The 17,319-nt window shown below is 72.1% G+C and carries 15 protein-coding genes; 6 read left to right on the forward strand and 9 right to left on the reverse strand.

The window, feature by feature from the left end:
* A partial coding sequence (locus ACWDX9_RS46430; RefSeq protein WP_449966768.1) for an enoyl-CoA hydratase-related protein occupies nt 1-251 on the reverse strand: 251 nt, incomplete at its 3' end.
* A 90-nt stretch (nt 252-341) separates the two neighbouring features.
* Here ACWDX9_RS46430 and ACWDX9_RS46435 point away from each other — a divergent pair.
* Nucleotides 342-1,778: an LCP family protein gene (locus ACWDX9_RS46435; RefSeq protein ID WP_449966770.1), complete on the forward strand. Its 1,437-nt coding sequence runs from the start codon at nt 342-344 to the stop codon at nt 1,776-1,778.
* A 47-nt stretch (nt 1,779-1,825) separates the two neighbouring features.
* Here the strand turns inward: ACWDX9_RS46435 and ACWDX9_RS46440 are convergent, their stop codons facing one another.
* The 4 genes from ACWDX9_RS46440 to ACWDX9_RS46455 are packed head-to-tail and all read right to left on the reverse strand — an operon-like array spanning nt 1,826 to nt 5,127.
* On the reverse strand, nt 1,826-2,770 hold the full coding sequence (locus ACWDX9_RS46440; protein ID WP_449966773.1) for an asparaginase: 945 nt from the start codon (nt 2,768-2,770) through the stop codon (nt 1,826-1,828).
* Nucleotides 2,763-3,578 carry an amino acid ABC transporter permease gene (locus tag ACWDX9_RS46445; protein ID WP_449966775.1) on the reverse strand — a complete coding sequence of 272 codons (816 nt, stop codon included), beginning with the start codon at nt 3,576-3,578 and terminating at the stop codon, nt 2,763-2,765. Before ACWDX9_RS46445 ends, ACWDX9_RS46440 begins: the two co-directional genes overlap by 8 nt.
* Nucleotides 3,575-4,219: an amino acid ABC transporter permease gene (locus ACWDX9_RS46450; RefSeq protein ID WP_449966778.1), complete on the reverse strand. Its 645-nt coding sequence runs from the start codon at nt 4,217-4,219 to the stop codon at nt 3,575-3,577. Before ACWDX9_RS46450 ends, ACWDX9_RS46445 begins: the two co-directional genes overlap by 4 nt.
* Nucleotides 4,219-5,127, reverse strand: coding sequence for a glutamate ABC transporter substrate-binding protein (locus tag ACWDX9_RS46455; protein WP_449966781.1), 909 nt, complete (start codon nt 5,125-5,127; stop codon nt 4,219-4,221). The genes ACWDX9_RS46450 and ACWDX9_RS46455 overlap by 1 nt, the downstream gene beginning before the upstream one ends.
* 106 nt (nt 5,128-5,233) lie before the next feature.
* Here ACWDX9_RS46455 and ACWDX9_RS46460 point away from each other — a divergent pair, with 106 nt between their 5' ends.
* The 3 genes from ACWDX9_RS46460 (at nt 5,234) to ACWDX9_RS46470 (ending at nt 9,945) form a co-directional block, all read left to right on the forward strand.
* Nucleotides 5,234-6,370 (forward strand): ROK family transcriptional regulator, encoded by a 1,137-nt coding sequence (locus tag ACWDX9_RS46460; protein ID WP_350722365.1) that lies wholly within the window; start codon nt 5,234-5,236, stop codon nt 6,368-6,370.
* A gap of 95 nt (nt 6,371-6,465) precedes the next feature.
* Nucleotides 6,466-9,432 (forward strand): BTAD domain-containing putative transcriptional regulator, encoded by a 2,967-nt coding sequence (locus ACWDX9_RS46465; RefSeq protein WP_449966784.1) that lies wholly within the window; start codon nt 6,466-6,468, stop codon nt 9,430-9,432.
* Nucleotides 9,433-9,603: 171 nt separating this feature from the next.
* Complete coding sequence (locus ACWDX9_RS46470) at nt 9,604-9,945, forward strand: RBBP9/YdeN family alpha/beta hydrolase (protein ID WP_449966787.1); 342 nt, start codon at nt 9,604-9,606, stop codon at nt 9,943-9,945.
* 28 nt (nt 9,946-9,973) lie between these two features.
* On the opposite strand, the gene ACWDX9_RS46475 is transcribed toward ACWDX9_RS46470, so the two are convergent.
* From ACWDX9_RS46475 to ACWDX9_RS46485, 3 genes are all read right to left on the reverse strand, one after another.
* Nucleotides 9,974-10,693 carry a hypothetical protein gene (locus ACWDX9_RS46475; RefSeq protein WP_449966790.1) on the reverse strand — a complete coding sequence of 240 codons (720 nt, stop codon included), beginning with the start codon at nt 10,691-10,693 and terminating at the stop codon, nt 9,974-9,976.
* A complete protein-coding gene (locus tag ACWDX9_RS46480) occupies nt 10,690-12,057 on the reverse strand; it encodes an alpha/beta fold hydrolase (protein WP_449966792.1) in 1,368 nt (455 codons plus the stop codon). Before ACWDX9_RS46480 ends, ACWDX9_RS46475 begins: the two co-directional genes overlap by 4 nt.
* Before the next feature lie 132 nt (nt 12,058-12,189).
* On the reverse strand, nt 12,190-13,083 hold the full coding sequence (locus ACWDX9_RS46485) for a hypothetical protein (protein ID WP_449966794.1): 894 nt from the start codon (nt 13,081-13,083) through the stop codon (nt 12,190-12,192).
* 138 nt (nt 13,084-13,221) lie between these two features.
* On the opposite strand from ACWDX9_RS46485, the gene ACWDX9_RS46490 reads away from it, so the two are divergent.
* Nucleotides 13,222-14,085: a phosphotransferase family protein gene (locus ACWDX9_RS46490; RefSeq protein ID WP_449966797.1), complete on the forward strand. Its 864-nt coding sequence runs from the start codon at nt 13,222-13,224 to the stop codon at nt 14,083-14,085.
* Between the two features lie 29 nt (nt 14,086-14,114).
* Here ACWDX9_RS46490 and ACWDX9_RS46495 read toward each other — a convergent pair whose 3' ends face one another.
* Nucleotides 14,115-16,553, reverse strand: coding sequence for a xanthine dehydrogenase family protein molybdopterin-binding subunit (locus ACWDX9_RS46495; protein WP_449966799.1), 2,439 nt, complete (start codon nt 16,551-16,553; stop codon nt 14,115-14,117).
* Nucleotides 16,554-16,612: 59 nt separating this feature from the next.
* Between ACWDX9_RS46495 and ACWDX9_RS46500 the strand changes: the two genes are divergently transcribed.
* The coding region (locus tag ACWDX9_RS46500; protein WP_449966802.1) for an FAD binding domain-containing protein at nt 16,613-17,319 on the forward strand (707 nt) is incomplete at its 3' end.

The raw sequence follows: 17,319 nt of genomic DNA on the forward strand, positions 1-17,319 counted from the left end.
GCGCCGTGCGCGAAGGTGTCCCCGCCGCCGCTCAGGTCCGCCCCGGCGCAGAACGCGCGGCCCGCCCCGGTGACCACCACCGCGCGCACCCCGTCGTCGGCGTCCGCGCGGTCGAACGCCTCGATCAACTCTCCGCGCATCGCAAAGGTGAAGGCGTTCAGCCGCTCCGGGCGGTTCAATGTGACGGTGGCGATCTGGTCGGCGACTTCGTACGCGATTTCGGTGAAGTCTGTTCGGCTACTGATGTTCATCCTCCGATAAAGACATATTTCGTATTAGGTGCGTAGGCTGCCGCCTCTGTAAGAGGCCTAGGGTTGTAAATTCGGGGAAACGGGGAAGGCGTGCGGCAGGCAAAGGAACCCTCGAGCGCCGGAGCGGTTCTCGGATGGCTGGCGCTGGCGGCGCTGGCGCCCGGGGCGGCCCATCTGCGCACCGGTTGGCGCAAAACCGGCCTCGCCCTCATCTCCTGCTACGTCGTCGGCCTCCTGGCGCTGGTCGCGTTCGCGCTGACGACCGACAACCTGGTGGGCACGCTCATCGAGCGGATGACGACGATCATCGTGAGCGCCGCCGTGCTGGGCGTGATCTGGTTCGCCGTGATCGTGCACTCGTTCATCGTGCTGCGGCCGGGGCGGCTGCCACAAGGCGGGCAGATCGTCACCGGGACGCTGGCGGGGCTCCTCGCCGTCGCCGTGGTGCTCCCCTTCGGCGTGGTCACGCAGTACGTGTGGACCTTGCAGAGCACGGTCAACGACATCTTCCAGGAGACCCCGTCCGACGCCCCGCCGTCCGAGGCCGCCGCCGCGGAGCGGCCGGAGGACCCGTGGGCGGGGCGGCAGCGGGTCAACATCCTGCTCCTGGGCGGCGACGCCGACGACAACCGGATCGGCGTCCGCACCGACAGCATGAACCTGGCCAGCGTCGACGTGAAGACCGGCAACACCGTGCTGTTCAGCCTGCCGCGCAACCTGGAGAACGTGCGCTTCCGCCCCGGCACGCCGATGGCCCAGCACTTCCCCAACGGCTTCCGCCTCCCGCCCGACCCCGGCGGCGGGCGCAGCGACCTGCTCAACAGCGTCTGGGAGTACGCCGACGCGCACCCGGAGATCTTCGGCGGCAAGCAGCACCAGGGCCCCAGGGTGCTGATGGACACGATCGGCTACACCCTCGGGGTCAGGGTCGACTGGTACGCCCTGGTCAACATGTGGGGCTTCGCCCGCCTCATCGACGCCATCGGCGGCATCACGATCACCGTCGAGCAGGACGTGGTGTTCGGCAAGTACAACGAGGGCCTGGTCAAGGCCGGCACGCGCAAGCTCAAGGGCGCCGACGCCATGTGGTACGCCCGCTCGCGCACGTTCAGCGACGACTACACCCGCATGCGCCGCCAGCGCTGCGTGCTCGGCGCGCTGCTCACCCAGGCGGACCCGGCGACCGTGCTGGCCCGCTTCAACCGGATCGCGCTGGCCACCAAGGAGCTGATCAGGACCGACATCCCGCGGGGGATGCTCAAGAACCTGGTGCCGCTGGCGCTGAAGGTCAAGAACGCCAAGGTGACGAGCGTGCAGTTCGTGCCGCCGCTGATCAGCACCGGCTATCCCGACTGGGAGAGGATCCGCACCATCGCGGCGAAGGCGATGCGGGACTCGGGCGAGACCAAGCCGCCCGTCGCCGCCACCGCCTCCGCCGGTCCTTCTCCCAAGAAGACGGCGGCCGCCAAGAAGGCCGGCCAGAGCCCGGCGAAGGGCATCACGGACGGCTGCGACGGGTCGCTCTGACCTTCCGCGACGCTCTGACCTCCCGCGATGCTCTGACCTTCCGCGACTTACCCGCGGGCGACGATCCGGCCCACGGGGGCCCCGCCGCCCAGCACGTCCACCTGCTCGAACGCCGCCGCCGTCGAGACGTCGCAGCCCATGCGCCGCAGGACCGCCAGGGCGACGGCCGTGGTGGCGCGCGGGCTGCCGTCGATGACCTTGACCGCCACCGAGTGGCCCGACTCCAGGGCCACCACCAGCACGCCCTCCGCCCCGCCCTTGGCCACGGCGCCGGGCAGCGCCCGCATCAGCTCGGTGTTCTGGTGCCCGGTCCCGCCCACGTACTCGGGGTGCGCGCGCATGGCGTCGGCGACCTGGTGAGGCGCGCTGCCCGGCGCGGCCAGCACCAGACCCTGCACGGCCCGCGCCAGCCCGGTCAGCGACAGGCCGAACAGCGGCGCGCCGCAGCCGTCCACCGCCACGTGCGCGGCCTTCTCCCCCGCCAGCTCCTCGGTGACCGAACGGACCTGGAGCTGCAGGGGATGGCCGGCCGACAGGTAGCCGGGCACGTCCCAGTCGTTGGCCACGGCGGCGGCGAGCATGGCGGCGTGCTTGCCGGAGCAGTTCATGCGCTCGCGGGACTGGTCGGCGCCTTGCCTGATGAGCCCGTACATGGTGGGGGCGTCCTCCGGCCACGACGGCGGGCACGCCAGCGCGCCGAAGTCCAGGCCGTAGTCGTCGAGGATCTCGCGGACCAGCTCCACGTGGAAGTCCTCGCCCGTGTGGCTGCCCGCCGCGATGGCCAGCCGCGGCCCCGCCAGCGCCGCGCCGGCGGTGAGGCAGGCCAGCGCCTGGAACGGCTTGGCGGACGAGCGCGGCAGCACCGGCGCGTCCACCTTCCCGAGGGCCACCTCGGCGCGCCCGGACGGATCCAGGCCGACGGCGCTGCCGTAATGGACGCTCTCCACGAATCCGGAGCGGATCACCTCGGCGAGCACGGCGTAGTCAGGCACGAGCGGTTCTCCTCCTGAAAGTGACGGGCTGGCGCGCTTCCAGCGTGCGGGCCAGCTTGGACAGGGACACGTTGACCGCAAGATAGACCAATGCGACGACCAGATACGTCTGGATGAGCAGGCCGTTATAGGCCGCCAGCACCTTGCCGCTGTAGAGCAGCTCGCCGTAGCTGACGACGAAGCCCAGCGAGGTGTCCTTGAGCAGGCCGACGGACTGGCTGACGATCGACGGCAGCACGCGGCGGGCCGCCTGGGGCAGCACGACGAGGCGCATGGTCTGGAGCGGCGTGAGGCCGACGGCCAGGCCCGCCTCGGTCTGGCCGCGTTCGACGGAGTTGATGCCGGCGCGGAAGATCTCGGCGAAGGCGGCCGCGTTCGAGGCCGTCAGGGGCACGGCCAGCTTCCAGAACAGCGGCAGGTCCAGGCCGTAGCGGGGCAGCGCGAACAGCACCACGTACACCAGCAGCAGCGCCGGCACGACCCTGACGACCTCGACGTAGGCGGCGGCCGGGAGGCGGATCCACCTGCGGTGCGAGAGCCGTCCCAGGGCCAGGACCAGGCCGAACGCCATGGACAGCGCCGCCGACACGACGGCCGCCAGGAACGTCGACCACAGTCCCGTCAGGAGGTAGCGCCACATCGGCCAGGTCCCGTACGGCTGCCAGCGGGCGGCGTCGAGCTGCCCGTTCGCCGCGAACTGCCGCACGGCCAGGACGGCGAGCGCGACGGCGGCCAGGACGCCGAGCACGGTCGCGACGCGGATGCGCCTGCGCGCCTTGGGGCCGGGCTCGTCGAAGAGGACGCTCACCGAAGGATCACCAGCTTGCGTTCGAGCCGGCCGGTGGCGAATCCCACCGCCGCGGCGATCAGCGCGTACGCCAGGCCCGCGCCGACGAAGATCGGAATGGGCTGCGCCTCGACGAGGTTCACCCGGTTGGCGGCGGCCGTCAGGTCCACGACGCCGACGGCGGCGGCCAGGGCGGTGTTCATCGTGGTGGCGATGAAGATGTTGCCGAGCGGCTGGACGACCGTGCGCAGCGCCTGCGGCAGGACCACGTGCCTGAGCGACTGGCCGAACGTCAGCCCGATCGCCCGCGCCGCCTCGCCCTGCCCCTTGCCCACCGAGTTCACGCCGGAGCGCAGGGCCTCGCCGACGTACGCGGCCTCGTACACGCCGATGACCACGATGGCGGTGACCAGCGGCTCGGCCTTGACGCCGATCTCCGGCAGGCCGAAGAAGGCCAGGACGAGCAGGACGAGGAGCGGCAGGTTCTGGAAGGACTCCACGTACGCGGTGCCGATGGCGCGCAGCACCCGCACCGGGCTGACGCGCAGCGCGCACACGAGTGCGCCCAGCACCGCCGCGCCCGCGAAGGACGCGGCGGTGAGCTGGAACGTCACGATCAGCCCCTGCCACAGCTCGGGCAGGTGATCGAGGAGAACGGACATCAGGACCCCGGCACGGAGCCGATCTGCGGCGGCTGGGGAGCGTCGCCGGTCACCACGGTGCCGATGGACTTCTTCCAGATGTCCTGCCAGACCCCGGAGTCCTGGGTCTTCTTCAACCAGTCGTTGACGAACTTCTTGAACTGGTCGTCGCCGTGCTTGAGCCCGATCCCGTACGGGTCCACGGTGAACGGCTTGGTCACGATCTCGATCGACGGGTCCTTCTTGGCGTCCGCGATGAGGATCGTCTCATCCTGCACGTAGGCCACGCCCCGGTCCTGCTTGAGCGCCTGGACGCACTCCGGGTCGCTGCCGAAGGTGATGATCTCCGCCTGCGGCGCCAGCTTCTTGATCGCGGGGATGGCCGGGGTGTTCGCGCCCGCCAGGACCTTCTTGCCGTTCAGGTCCTCCGGCTTGGCGATGCCCGTCGCGCCCTTCTTCACCGCGATCGTCAGCCCCGAGGTGTAGTACGGGCCCGCGAACGCCACCTGCTTCGCCCGCTCCTCGGTGATCGTGTACGTCTGGAAGACGACGTCCACGGTCCCGTTGGCCAGCAGCGCCTCCCGGGTCTCGGACGCCGAGTTGACGATCTTCACCTTGGGCTCGCCCAGGATGTACTTGGCCAGCGCCTTGCCCATGTCCGCGTCGAACCCCTCGACCTCGCCGGTGGCGGGGTTCTGCTGGGAGAGCAGGGGCGCGTCCAGCGAGCCGCCCACGAGGAGCTCGCCGCGCTGTTTGATCTTCTCCATGGTGGAGCCGGGCAGGATGTCGGCCGCCGCAGCGACGGGCGCCTTGGCCAGGACGTCGCTGCCCTTCTCGGACGGCGCTCCGGGCACGGCGGGACTACTCGACTCACCACAGGCCGCCAGCCCTAACAGCGAGACGGCGACGAGGGCGACAAACCTCTTCATGAACGGTCACTTCCTTCGATTTCGAAGATAGGCCGGACCGTAGTGGGAGATTTCGTAGCAAGTCAATACGTTGTCGGCTTAAGTCTGGACATGGTAGGTATCTCACATGAAGCAGCGGCTGCCCGTGCAGGGGGCACAGGGCGACCTGCTGAGACTCGTCGCCACCGGCAAGGCCGAGTCACGCGCCGACCTCGCGCGCTTATCGGGCCTGGCGGCGTCCAGCGTGTCGCTGCGCGTGGAGGAGCTCATCGACGCGGGCCTGCTGGCCGAGGAGGGCTCGGGCACCTCGCGCGGCGGCCGCCGCCCCCGCCGGCTGCGGCTCTCCCCCGGCGCCGGCGTGCTGGCCGTCGCCGACCTGGGCGCCCACCACGTACGCCTCGGCCTGCTGGACCTCAGCGGCACGCCGCTCGTGATCGAGGAACGCGGCTGCGAGATCGCCGACGGCCCGCAGGTCACCCTGGACCACATCGCGGACGCGTTCGACGAGCTGCTGGCCGCCCACGTGCCCCCGTCGGTCCCCCTGCGGGGGGTGGGCACCGGCATCCCGGGCCCGGTGGACCCGTCGAGCCTGCGCGTGGTGACGCCCTCGCGCATGCCCGGCTGGAACGAGTTCCCGGTGGCCGACCACCTGGCCGCCCGCTACGACCTGCCGATCCTCGTCGAGAACGACGCCAACCTGATGGCCGCGGGCGAGGCGCGCTGGTGGCCCGGCAGCCAGAACCTCATGATCGTCAAGGCCGGCACCGGCATCGGCTGCGGTGTCATCGTCAACGGCCACCTGCACCGGGGCAGGGGCGCGGCCGGCGACATCAGCCACGTGCGGGTGCGCTCGGACTCCTCGGTCGTGTGCGCCTGCGGGCATCCGGACTGCCTGGAGGCGTACGCGAGCGGCGCCGCCCTCATGGCGGCCCTGCGCGAGTCCGGCATCGAGGTGACCCGCACGGCCGACATCGTCACCCTGGTCAACGACGCCATCCCGGAGGCCACGAGCCTGGCCCGCACCGCGGGCCGCCGCATCGGCGAGGTCCTGACGGTGCTGGTGAACTTCTTCAACCCGGACGTGGTGGCGGTGGGCGGCAGCCTGTCGGCGGCGGAACCCCTGATCACCTCGATCAGGGCGGCGGTGTGGGAACGCTGCCTGCCGCTGGCGACGCGCGACCTGGAGATAGCCCCGGCCCGGGGCGGCCGCGACGCGGCCCTGCTGGGCGCCGGCACCCTCCTGCTGGAGGCCGCCCTGGCCTGAAGAAGCCTCTCGGATGGACAATTGCCCCAAGGGTCTTGCGATACCCCACCAGGGGGCACATTTTGGCGAACGTGACCTTCGGCATCTTGGGGCCAGTGTTCATTCGCGTAGGAGATCGGCAGCCGGTCGAGCTGAGCGGCAAGCAGAGCGCTCTCCTGGCCAGCCTGCTGCTCAACGTCAACTCCGTCGTCTCCCAGAGCCGCCTGCTCGCCGCCCTCTGGGAGAACCCTCCCCCGTCCGCGGTGGCCAACCTCCAGTCGTACGTCGCCCGGCTGCGCAGGGCGCTGCCGCCCGGCGCGCGCATCCTCACCAGGGGATCCGGCTATGTCCTGCAGACCGCCCCCGAAGAGGTCGATCTGCTCGCGTTCGACGAGGAGGTGCGGCAGGCCCGGCTGCAGGCCGAGCGGGGCGAGGCCCGGGCCGCGATCGAGGGGTTCCGGCGGGCGCTGGCCCTGTGGCGCGGCAGCCCCGCCGAGGGAGCCCGGCTCTGGGGCGACATGCCGGCCCGGGTGACCGACCTCGCGGAGCGCCGTACCGAGGCGCAGCTCGACTACGCGGAGATCAGGCTCGACCTGGGCCCGGACCAGGAGGTCATCGACGATCTGCGCGACCTGCTGAGCGGGCAGCCGCTGCGGGAGCGGGCCTGGCACCTGCTCATGCTGGCGCACGCGCGGGCGGGGCAGCGGGACAGGGCGCTGGAGGCGTACCGGCAGGCCCGCGGCGTCCTCGTACGGGAGCTCGGCATCGAGCCCGGCAGGGACCTGCGGCAGTTGCAGGCCACGATCCTGAACGGCGGCCTGCCGTCCGCCACAGCCGGGCCGCCCGGCGGGGCCGTCTGCCAGCTCCCTCCGGACATCGCCGACTTCGTCGGCAGGCGCGAGGAGCTGGCGGCGGCGGTCGGGACGCTGCGCACGGACCCGGCGGCGGCGGTGCCGAGCTGCGCCATCTCGGGTCAGGGCGGCGTGGGCAAGACGGCGCTGGCCGTCCACGTCGCCCATCTCTTACGGCCCGACTTCCCCGACGGGCAGCTCTACGTCAACCTGCGCGGCGCCGGGATCCACCGGGTGGATCCGGAGGAGGCGCTGGGCCGGTTCCTGCGCGCACTAGGCGTCGACAGCGCCGCCGTGCCGAGCGGCCTGGACCAGCGCGCCGAGCTCTACCGCGACAGGCTGGCGAACCGGCGCTACCTGGTGGTGCTCGACGACGCGGCCGACGAGGGGCAGATCTCCCCGCTGCTGCCGGGCACGCCGGGGTGCGCCGTCCTGATCACCAGCAGGCAGCGGCTGCCGGCGCTGCCCGCCGCCCGGATGATCGATCTGCCCGTGATGCCCTCCGGCGAGGCGCTGGAGCTGCTGCGGCGCCTCATCGGCGCCGGCCGGGCGGCCACGGAGCCCGGCGACGCCGCCCGGCTCGTCGACCTGTGCGGCGGCCTGCCCCTCGCGGTGCGCATCGCCGGCGCCAAGCTGGCCGCCCGGCCGCATTGGAGCCTGGGCCGGCTCGTCACGCGGCTGAGCGACACCGGCAGCCGGCTGCGCCAGCTCTCCCACGGCTCCCAGGAGGTGCGGGCCAGCCTCGCCGTGGGGTACCAGGGCCTGACCCCGGCGGCGCGGCGGCTGTTCCGCCTGCTCGGCCTGATCGAGGCGCCCGACTTCACCGTCTGGACCGCGGCCGCCCTGCTCGATCTGCCGCACCGCGAGGCCGAGGACCTGACCGAGCAGCTGGCCGACGTACGCCTCCTGGACGTGGCGGGCCTCGACCCGTCCGGCCAGACGCGTTTCCGCTTCCACGACCTGACCCGCGCGTACGCCCGCGAATGCGCCGAGGCCGAGGAGCACGCGGACGAGCGGAGCGCCGCGGTCCTGCGCGCGCTGAGCGCGTGGCTCACCCTGGCCCGGCAGGCGCACGTGCGGCTGTGCGGCGGCGACTACCGCCTCCCGCGCGGCCGCAGCCCGCTCTGGCAGCCCGAGATCGTCGTACGCGACCCGCTCGCCTGGGTGGAGGCCGAGCGCGCGGGCATCGTCGCCGGGGTCCGCCAGAGCGCGGCGCTCGGGGCCGACGAGCTGTGCTGGGAGCTCGCCTCCAGCGTGGTGAGCCTGTTCGAGACGCGCAGCTTCTACGACGAGTGGCGCACGACGCACGAGACGGCGCTGGGCAGCGCTCGCGCGGCGGGCAACGTCCGCGGCCAGGCGACCGTGCTGAACGGCCTCGCGGAGCTGTTCCTGGCCCAGTACGACATGCGCCGCAGCGAGGAGTTCCTGGAGGAGTCCCTGGAGCTGTTCGAGAAGGCGGAGGACGGGCACGGGCACGCGCTGGCCCTGGTCAACATGGCCGAGCTCCGCGGCCTCCAGGGCCGCCACGCCGACGCGCTGGCCTGCTACGACCAGGCCGCCGAAGCCCTGGCCCTGACCGGCGACCGCGGCACGGAGATCGCCGTCCTGCGGGGCATCGGCCGCATCCACGTCAGCCAGGGCCGCCTCGACCTCGCGGCCCCGGTCGTCCGGCGGGCGATGCGGCTGGCCGAGGACACCGGCGACGTCCGTTCGTGCGAGTTCGCCCGGGTGCTGCTCGGGGAGATCGAGCTCGCCCGGGGCGACAGCGCCGCCGCGGAGTCGTGCTTCAGCCTGGCGATGGCCTGCTTCGACGGCCTCGGCTTCCCCAGGGGGACCGCGTACGCGTCCCTGGCGCTGGCCTCGGCCCGGCTCGCCCAGCGCGACTTCACCGGCGCCGAACGGTTCCTGCGCCGGTCCCTGGCCGTCTACCGGAACGTCGGGGAGCGACTCGGCGAGGCCCGCGTCCTGCTCACCTTCGCCGAGCTCCGGCGCCTGCAACGGCGCTTCGACGAGGCGGTCGCGACGTTGACCGGCGTCGTGGCGATCTGCAGGGCGGCTCCCTTCCCCCGCCGCCACGGCCACGCCCTGCGCGCTCTGGGCGAGGTGCACCGCGACGCCGGCGACCTGCCCGCGGCCGTGTCCGCCTGGCGCCGCTCCCTGGAGGTCCTGCGCGCCATCTCCTCGTCGGAGGCGGGCGAGGTGGCGGCCCTGATCGAGCGCCACGGCGGCTGACCTTCCACCGCTTTCCATCGTCAGGAGAAGCCGCCACCGGCGGCCTCTGACAGCCCTCTTTGCCTGGCCACCTCCGTGTCCAGCGGTCGAATTCCTGGTGAACGGTTCGCACCGCCCGGCTCGCGTGTCTCGGCAAAGCGAGAATTGAACCAGTTTGCGAAGGGGGCGTCAGTGGCGCTGCTGCGGCTGCTGGAGCAGCTGGTCGACTTCCTCGGAGGCGTGGGGCCGGTCCTGTTCGGGATCGCGCTGCTGCTGGCCCCACCGGACAACGCCGGACCGAACTTCCCTGCCGAGGCCCCCACCTTCACCGCGGTGGAGGCGACCCCTCTTCACGTGCCCGGCCTCGTCGTCTCCAGTGACGACGACCCCTACTGCTCCCCGGAGGTCGCGTCGCGGCTGGCCGCCGGCTGGCGGCTCCACCATGTCAGCGTCGGCTCGGCGGGCCACATCAACTCCGCGAGCGGGCTGGGCCGATGGGATTCCGGGCGCGAACTGCTCGCTCGCCTTCCCTGACCTTCGGCGGTGAAGGGCCAGGCGCTCGTCAGGCCGGCGTCTGGATGTCGGGAAAGGCCTGTCCGGCTGACAGCCGTTCGACGAGAGTTCGTACGGCCTCCTTCCCGCCGTTCGTCCCCGCCCAGCGACTCACCCGGCAGGCCGCCCTGGCGTACATCTGGGGATCCGCCGATGCCGCCCGCAGCCACTCCTCCAGCGTGACCGGCAGGGGCTGACGGGAGTCGGCCAGGCACCGGTCGCCGGTCGGCGCGAGGTAGCGGGGGTCGTCGCTGACCACGACGGCGAGACCCTCGTCGAACCACTGCGGAACGTCGGCGCCGTTGAGACGGGCGTGCAGCTCCACGTGGGTCATCTCGTGCGAGGCGATCACGGGATCGACGCCGCGCGGGGACAGCATCACCGCCCGGTTGAGCACGGCGATGCCGCGTTCGCGGCCGCCGCCGATCCTGCGGTAGCAGTCGTCGGACAGGCACACGAGGAGGTCCGGAGAGCTCTTCCGTCCGCCGAAGTAGTCTCGCACCCGCTGGTTCGCCTGCTCGACGACCTCGCTCACGTGCCGGCGCCGGTCCGGCGGCAGGCCGGGTTCGGCGTACACGCCGGGCTGGAGCCGTTCCAGGCCGTAACAGCCGGGGCAGGTGGTGGCCGCGACGGACGGGAAGGCGATCGCCGTCACCACCACGGCGGTGATGAGGAGGACCGCGACGGCGGCGCCCGCGATCCACCAGCGTCTCCCTTTACGTCGTCTCACGGGCACGTGGTCCCCCGGGGCGGCAGCCGGCGGTCGGTGACGTACGTGCTGACGAGGTCGATGACGCAGGGGTTGGCCATCGCGCCGAAGAGGTTGTGGCCGGGGCCGTCGTGTTCGATCGTGCGGCTGCCGGGGATCTGCTCGACCACTCGGCGGGTGGACCCGTAGTCCTGCCAGGTGCCCGCGCCCAGGAGCGGCGGTAGCGTACGGGGCATCGGCGTGGGCGGGTTGGTCACCCGGGTCGGCCAGCCGGCGCAGGTGAGCGGCAGGTGCCAGGCCAAGGGGAAAGCGGCGCCGGTATTGGGCGCGATGGCGCGCAGCCGCTTGACCGTGCGCGCGACGTCCCGCTGGGTGGCCGGGCGCGGGAAGTCCAGGCATTCCTTGACCCCGCCGCCGGGCAGGCCCGGGTAGGGCTGGCGGCTCGACAGCGCGAAGCCTGACGCGTCGCCGGCCTCGGCCGCCGTGATGGCCGCCACGACGTCGCCCCATCGGGTGGGGCCGGGGCGGAGCTTGAGGAACGCGAGCGAGCGCAACTGCGTGCCGTCGTAGCGGGCGTCGGCTTTCGGGGCGGGGATCGGCTCGCGGTCCGCCTTGGCGATCAGCGCCCGCCAGCGCTTCTCCGTCCCGGCGGGCGCCCAGGCGAAGAACCGGTCCATGAAGCGCTCGTTGTCGCGGGCGATGGAGTCGAGTTCCCGGTCCCAGTCGCGCGGGCTGTGGTTGCCGGCTCCGTCGAGGTACATCGTGCGTACGCGCCGCGGGAACAGCCGGGCGTAGGACTGCGCGATCGTGCTGCCGTACGACAGGCCGAGGAAGTTCATCGTGTCCTCGCCGAGCGCCTTGCGGATGGCGTCGGCGTCGCGGGCGTCGGACGCCGCGTCCATGTGGTCGAAGAGCTCGGGGTCGGTGGTACGGCACTTGTCACCCCTGGCCTTGTTCGCCGCGGCGAGCTGGTCGAACCCGGCCTGGTCGGCGGGGAACGCCGGGGTGCGCACGAAGCCCCAGTCGCACTGGAGCACCGCGCCGCTGAGCCCGGGATAGCCGCGCGGGTCCCAGGTCACGACGTCCATCGACGTACGGATCTTGTCGAAGATCTGCGTACGCGAGCCCAGCGAGGCGATCTGGTACCCCTGGGGGCCGCCGAAGTTGACCAGCACGGACCCTTTCTTGGCGCCGGTGGCGGGCAGGCGGGCCACCTTCAGGGTGATCGTGCGGTCGCTCTTGGGCGACAGGGCGACGGACAGGTCCGCGCACTGGAGCTCGGGCGCGTTCGCGACCGGGCAGGAGCTCCACGGCAGGGACGGCTGCGGCGTCGCGACGCTGACCGGCGTCGTGAGGACGGCAAGCGCCATGAGTGGGTTCAGCATGCGCAGAACGTTAGGAGTCTCGGGTGGCCAGGGTCTGCCCGCGAAAGTCATCGATGGCTGTTCACCAAAGTCAACTATGAGCGCTGCCGAGGTTCAACGGAGGTCGGCATGTACAGCGAGCCGGGTCCGTCGTCAGAGAGCGTCCGGAGTCGAGCCCTGGTACTCCTCGGGGAGGAATGCCTGAGCCCTCTCGTCCGGCCACCAGCCGGCTCTCCGGGAATTCACGCGGGACGGCCTTCCGCTGCCGGCCATGGGCCAGCCAGGACCGGTCAGCCAATCGAATATCCGGCGGCTGATCAAGATGTCCATGGCTCCCAAAGGGGCGGCGAGAAACCAGTCAGCAGGCGTCTCGGGACGCGGGTAGAGCGGATAGACCAGGAAGTCGGCGTTCACATAGCCGCATTTCACGCAATTCCGCCCCGTCGGGTGCGGTCCATAAGGAGTCGCCATCGAACCCAGCCGCGCCGTCGGCAGAATTCCGTAATAACTTCCCGTGCCCTTGCGCGAGACATCGATGTCGAAGAACTGCAGGCCGGTTGCCAACGACTCTCCGACCAAGTGCTCGCGCAGCTCGGCGGAAACCGCCCCGAACAGCCAGGGTGCCGGACCGCTGTGCATACCCCTCTCGTTCGCGATGTAGATCAGCCCGGCCTGCGGCCGCTTGTGGAATCGGAGCTTCACGGGGTGGGTGTCGAGCGCCGCGAAGCCCTCGACTTCGCATTCGAGACATCTCTGGTGAGTCACCGGGTGCTCCCCGATGATCTCCGCGTAGCGAAACTCCGCATAGGGCACGCCCATCAGTGTGGCGTCCCATGCCCGCCCGCCGGTCACGTCCGGCGCGATACCCTGCTCTTCGAAATCCACGCCGAGGTCACGCAGTCGCCCGCGAACACGTGGCAGGACACCAAGGTTGGAGCTCGATAATTCGATCCGGCCTTTGCCCAAGGGGATTTCGCCGAGATTTATCGCCCTCTCCCGGAATTCCGCAAGCGCGGAAGAGGTTTCGGCCGTCCAGGGGAACGTCACGTGCCACTTGTAGGGCTCTCGTTCACGGGAAGAAGGCATGGACATCCTCGAAGTGCTCGTGAATACGATCTCCAACGTAGTGTGCAGCGTATCGATCCAGGCTGTCCCTGCGAGGGGCATGAGAGGAGGCCGGTGGTCGTGAGCGATGCCGAGCGCATCGACGCGGAGGTGATCGAGTGCCTGCTGTCCCAACGCGTGACGGGGTATGAGCCGCTGTCCGGGTTCGCGGCCAACACGGTCGCCGCGGTGACGCTGGGGTCCGGCGCACGCGCCGTCTTCAAGGCCGCCGCCGCGCGCGAGGTCGAGGTGGAGCTGTGGGCCCTGCGGTCCATGTCGGAGAGGGGCGTTCCGGTCCCCGAGGTCATCGCCGGGGCGGCGGACGCGGAGATCCCGTACCTGGTGACGCGGCTCGTCTCCGGTGAGCCGGGGGTCGCGACACGTGAGGCGGCGTCCGAGGTGGGACGGCTGTTGCGGGCCGTGCACTCACTTCCCGTGCAGGGGGCGGGCTTTTTCAAGGAGGCGTCCGGCTCGCCGCCATGCGCCGGTGCGGCAACATGGGCTGATCACGTCGCGGGGCTGGCGGATCGGCTCGACCCTGTCACCGATGCCGGAATCCTGACCCCGGCGCTCCATGCTCGATGCCGGGATCTCCTCCTGGACGGACCTCGCTGGGATCAGCCCTGCGTGTACGTGCACGGTGATTTCCACCCGCGGCATGTCCTGTCGGCCGGCTCCCGGGTCGAGGGGATCATCGACTGGGCGGACTGCGGTGCGGCCGGCCCATGGCTGGACCTGGCCAGGATGGACTTCCGCGAGCCCGGCTTGCAGCGCGCGATGCTCGACGCGTACTTCCCCGCGGGCATTCCGGCGGACGCGCCGTCGCACCTGGCGAACCACCGGCTGCTCTACATGCTGCTGGCCCTCATGTGGGAGTACGAGTGCGGCGGGGACTGGCTGCACGAGCGCGTCCCCGGCATCGAATCGGCACTCGCCGCGACCTAGACGGGTCGGCTACCACGCGCGTGGTTCGCCTACCGGGTTTCGGTGGTGGCCGCCCATACCGCGCCGGGGGTCAGGGGCATGTCGATGTGGTCGATGTCGAGGGCGTCGCAGACGGCGTTGACGATGGCCGGGGGGATGCCGATGCAGCCGGCCTCCCCCGCGCCCTTGGCGCCCAAGGGGGTGTTGGGGTTGGGGGTGACGGTCTCCAGGAGGGTGACCGGGGGCATGTCGGCGGCGGTGGGCAGGAGGTAGTCCAGGAGGGTCGAAGCGTAGGGCAGGCCGTCCTCGCCGATGACCGCCTGCTCGTAGAGGGCCTGGCCGAGGCCCTGGGCGATGGAGCCGTGGCCCTGGCCGGTGACGATCATGGGGTTGACGACCACCCCGTAGTCGTCCACGGCCACCAACTGGCGTACATGGACGGTGCCCAGGTCTGGGTCCACCTCGACCACGGCGACGTGGGCGCCGTACGGGAAGGCCTGGGGTGGGGCGACGATCTCGTCGGCGCGCAGGGGGCCGGTGCGGGCGACCAGTTCGCCGACGGGCAGCCCGGGGAGGGGGCCGACCTCGACGTTGGGCAGCCCCGCCGTCTCGCCGGTAGGTGGGCGCGGGACAGTGCCGGTCTCGGCGAGGTCCTGCCCCGGGAGAGGGCTGGTCTCGGTGAGGGGCGGGCCCGGGAGGAGGCCTGTCTCGGCGAGGGGTACCGGGCCCTCCTCGGTGTCGCTCTGGAGGCCCGCGTGAGGGGCGCCGCCCACCATCAGGCGGCCCGCGTTGTACGAGACGTCCTCCTCCCCCACCCCCAGGAGTTCGGCGCAGCGGCGGCGGGCGGCGGCCACGAGGGCTTCGGCGGCGCGCCAGAGGGCCGCGCCGCCCACCTGCATGGACCGGCTGCCGAAGGTGGCGAAGCCGTAGGGGACCTCGCCGGTGTCGCCCTCGACGACGCGGACCCGGTCCACCTCCACGTCCAGGACCGAGGCCACCACCTGGGCGAACGAGGTGAAATGGCCCTGACCGGTGGACGTCGATCCGACGCGGGCGATGAACGTCCCGTCCGGGCACGCCTCCACGCTCCCGAACTCGTCGCTGTCCGGCGGTCCTCCCGAGCGTTCGACGTACGTGGCGATCCCCACCCCGAGCGGCCGTCCGCCGTCCTCGCGGCGGCGGGCCTGCTCGGCGCGGACCTCGTCGTAGCCGACGGCGGCCAGGGCCCGGTCGAGGGCGGCGGTGTAGTCGCCCGAGTCGTAGGTGCGGCCGGTCGGCGTCAGGTAGGGGTACTGGTCGGGGCGGATGAAGTTGCGGCGGCGCAGCTCGGCAGGGTCCAGGCCGAGCCGGCGGGCGAGCCGGTCCACGGTGCGTTCGAGGGCGTAGGCGGCCTCGGGGCGGCCGGCGCCGCGGTAGGAGGTCGTCGGGGCGGTGTTGGTGAGCACGCACCTGACGCGCGTGTGCACCCGGGGTGTGCGATAGGCGCCGGTGCTCATCGCTCCGGTCATCATGGGGACGAAGGCGCCGATGTGCGGGTACGCGCCGATGTCGGCGTCGACGAGCAGTTCGTACGCGAGGAAGGTGCCGTCCTCGTCGGCCGCCAGCCGTACCCGCTGATGCTGGCCACGGCCGCGCGGGCCCGCCAGCATGGCCTCGGCGCGGTCCTCGCACCAGCGGACCGGGCGGCCGAGGTGGACGGCGAGCAGGGCTGCGACCAGATACTCCGGGTAGGTCTGGCTCTTGGCGCCGAACGCCCCGCCGGTGGCCGGGACGATCACCCGGATCCGCTCCCCGTCGAACCCGAGTGCGGCGGCCAGCGCGTCGCGCAGCCGGTGCTGGGCCTGGTGGGAGACCCACACGGTGAGGCGGTGCGCGCGTCCCGGGTCCACCAGGATCGCCCGTGGCTCCAGGGACGTGGGGAGGATGAGCTGCTCGCGGTAGGCGGCCTCGACGACGACCGGGGCCGTGGCGAACACGTCGTCGGCCGGGTGGCCGAAGGTGCGTTCGGCGGCCAGGTTGTCGCGGTCGTCGAACAGCCGGGGCGCCTCCGCCGCCAAGGAGTCGCCGGGGGCGCCGGATGTGCGAGGGGTGTCGGTGCGGGTGAAGGGCAGGAGCTCGAGGTTCAGCCGGACGGCTTCGGCGCCGTCCTCGGCCTGGGCGCGCGTGCCGGCCGCGACCACCGCGAGCGCCTCCCCCGGATAGCGGACGCGGCCCGTGGCGAGCAGCGGCCACGGCGGCATGCCCTCCTCGCCGGGCACCGCCCGGGCGGCGAGGTACGGCAGGTCGGCGGCCGACCACGCGCCCGCCACCCCCTCCTCCTTGAGCGCGGCGGCGACGTCGACCCCGCGGATCACCGCGTGCGGCACCGGGCTGCGGGCGAACGCGAGCTCCAGCGTGCCCGGGATCTCCAGATCGGCGACCCGGCGCGCCCGTCCGGTGACCAGGTCGCGATCCTCCCGCCGCGCGAGCGGCATCCCGATGTACCGCAATGTTTGGACACCCCCGCTTTCGGTACCAACGTCGATATCGGATGCCCGGGATGGGGGACATGAAACCGGCACAATTCGACTACGTCGCGCCTGCCTCCGTACCGGAGGCGGTGGCCGTGCTGGCCGCGCACGGGCCGGAGAGCCGCGTGCTGGCCGGTGGCCAGAGCCTGCTCATCGAGCTGCGCTACCGGACCACGCGCCCGGCCCTGGTGGTGGACGTCAACCGCATCCCCGGGCTCTCGCAGGTCACGGTCGAGAACGGCTCCGTCCACGTCGGCGCGCTGGTCCGGCACGCCCAGCTGGAGCGCGCCCGGTTCGACGACCCGCTGGCCGAGCTGTTCCGCCAGGTGGCGCCGTACGTCGGCCACCCGCCCATCCGCGCCCGCGGCACCTTCGCGGGCAGCCTGGCCTGGGCGCATCCGGCGTCGGAGTGGTGCGCGCTGGCCATGGCCCTGGACGCCGGGATCGAGGTGAACGGCCCCGCGGGACCGCGTACGGTGCCCGCCGGCTCATGGTTCCGCGGCGCCTTCGTGACCGCCTGCCTGCCGGAGGAGCTGGTCACCGGCGTCCTGCTGCCGCGCCCACCGGCCGGGGCCGTCGCGGCCTTCGCCGAGCACCGCCGCACCCACAGCGGCTTCGCGCTGGCCGCCGCCCTGGTGATGCTGCGGCTGACGTTGCGCCCCGACATGACCGTGCACGTGTCCGGGCACGGCCTGGCCGACCGCGGGCACGAGGACCACGACGTGGACGAGCGCATCGGCACCCT

The sequence above is a fragment of the Nonomuraea sp. NPDC003201 genome, from assembly GCF_053590415.1.

What these genes read in the sequence shown, in the direction of transcription:
- ACWDX9_RS46450 (WP_449966778.1), bottom strand. Translation starts at nt 4,219, where the DNA reads ATGTCCGTTCTCCTCGATCACCTGCCCGAGCTGTGGCAGGGGCTGATC.
- ACWDX9_RS46455 (WP_449966781.1), bottom strand. Translation starts at nt 5,127, where the DNA reads ATGAAGAGGTTTGTCGCCCTCGTCGCCGTCTCGCTGTTAGGGCTGGCG.
- ACWDX9_RS46460 (WP_350722365.1), top strand. Translation starts at nt 5,234, where the DNA reads ATGAAGCAGCGGCTGCCCGTGCAGGGGGCACAGGGCGACCTGCTGAGA.
- ACWDX9_RS46480 (WP_449966792.1), bottom strand. Translation starts at nt 12,057, where the DNA reads ATGCTGAACCCACTCATGGCGCTTGCCGTCCTCACGACGCCGGTCAGC.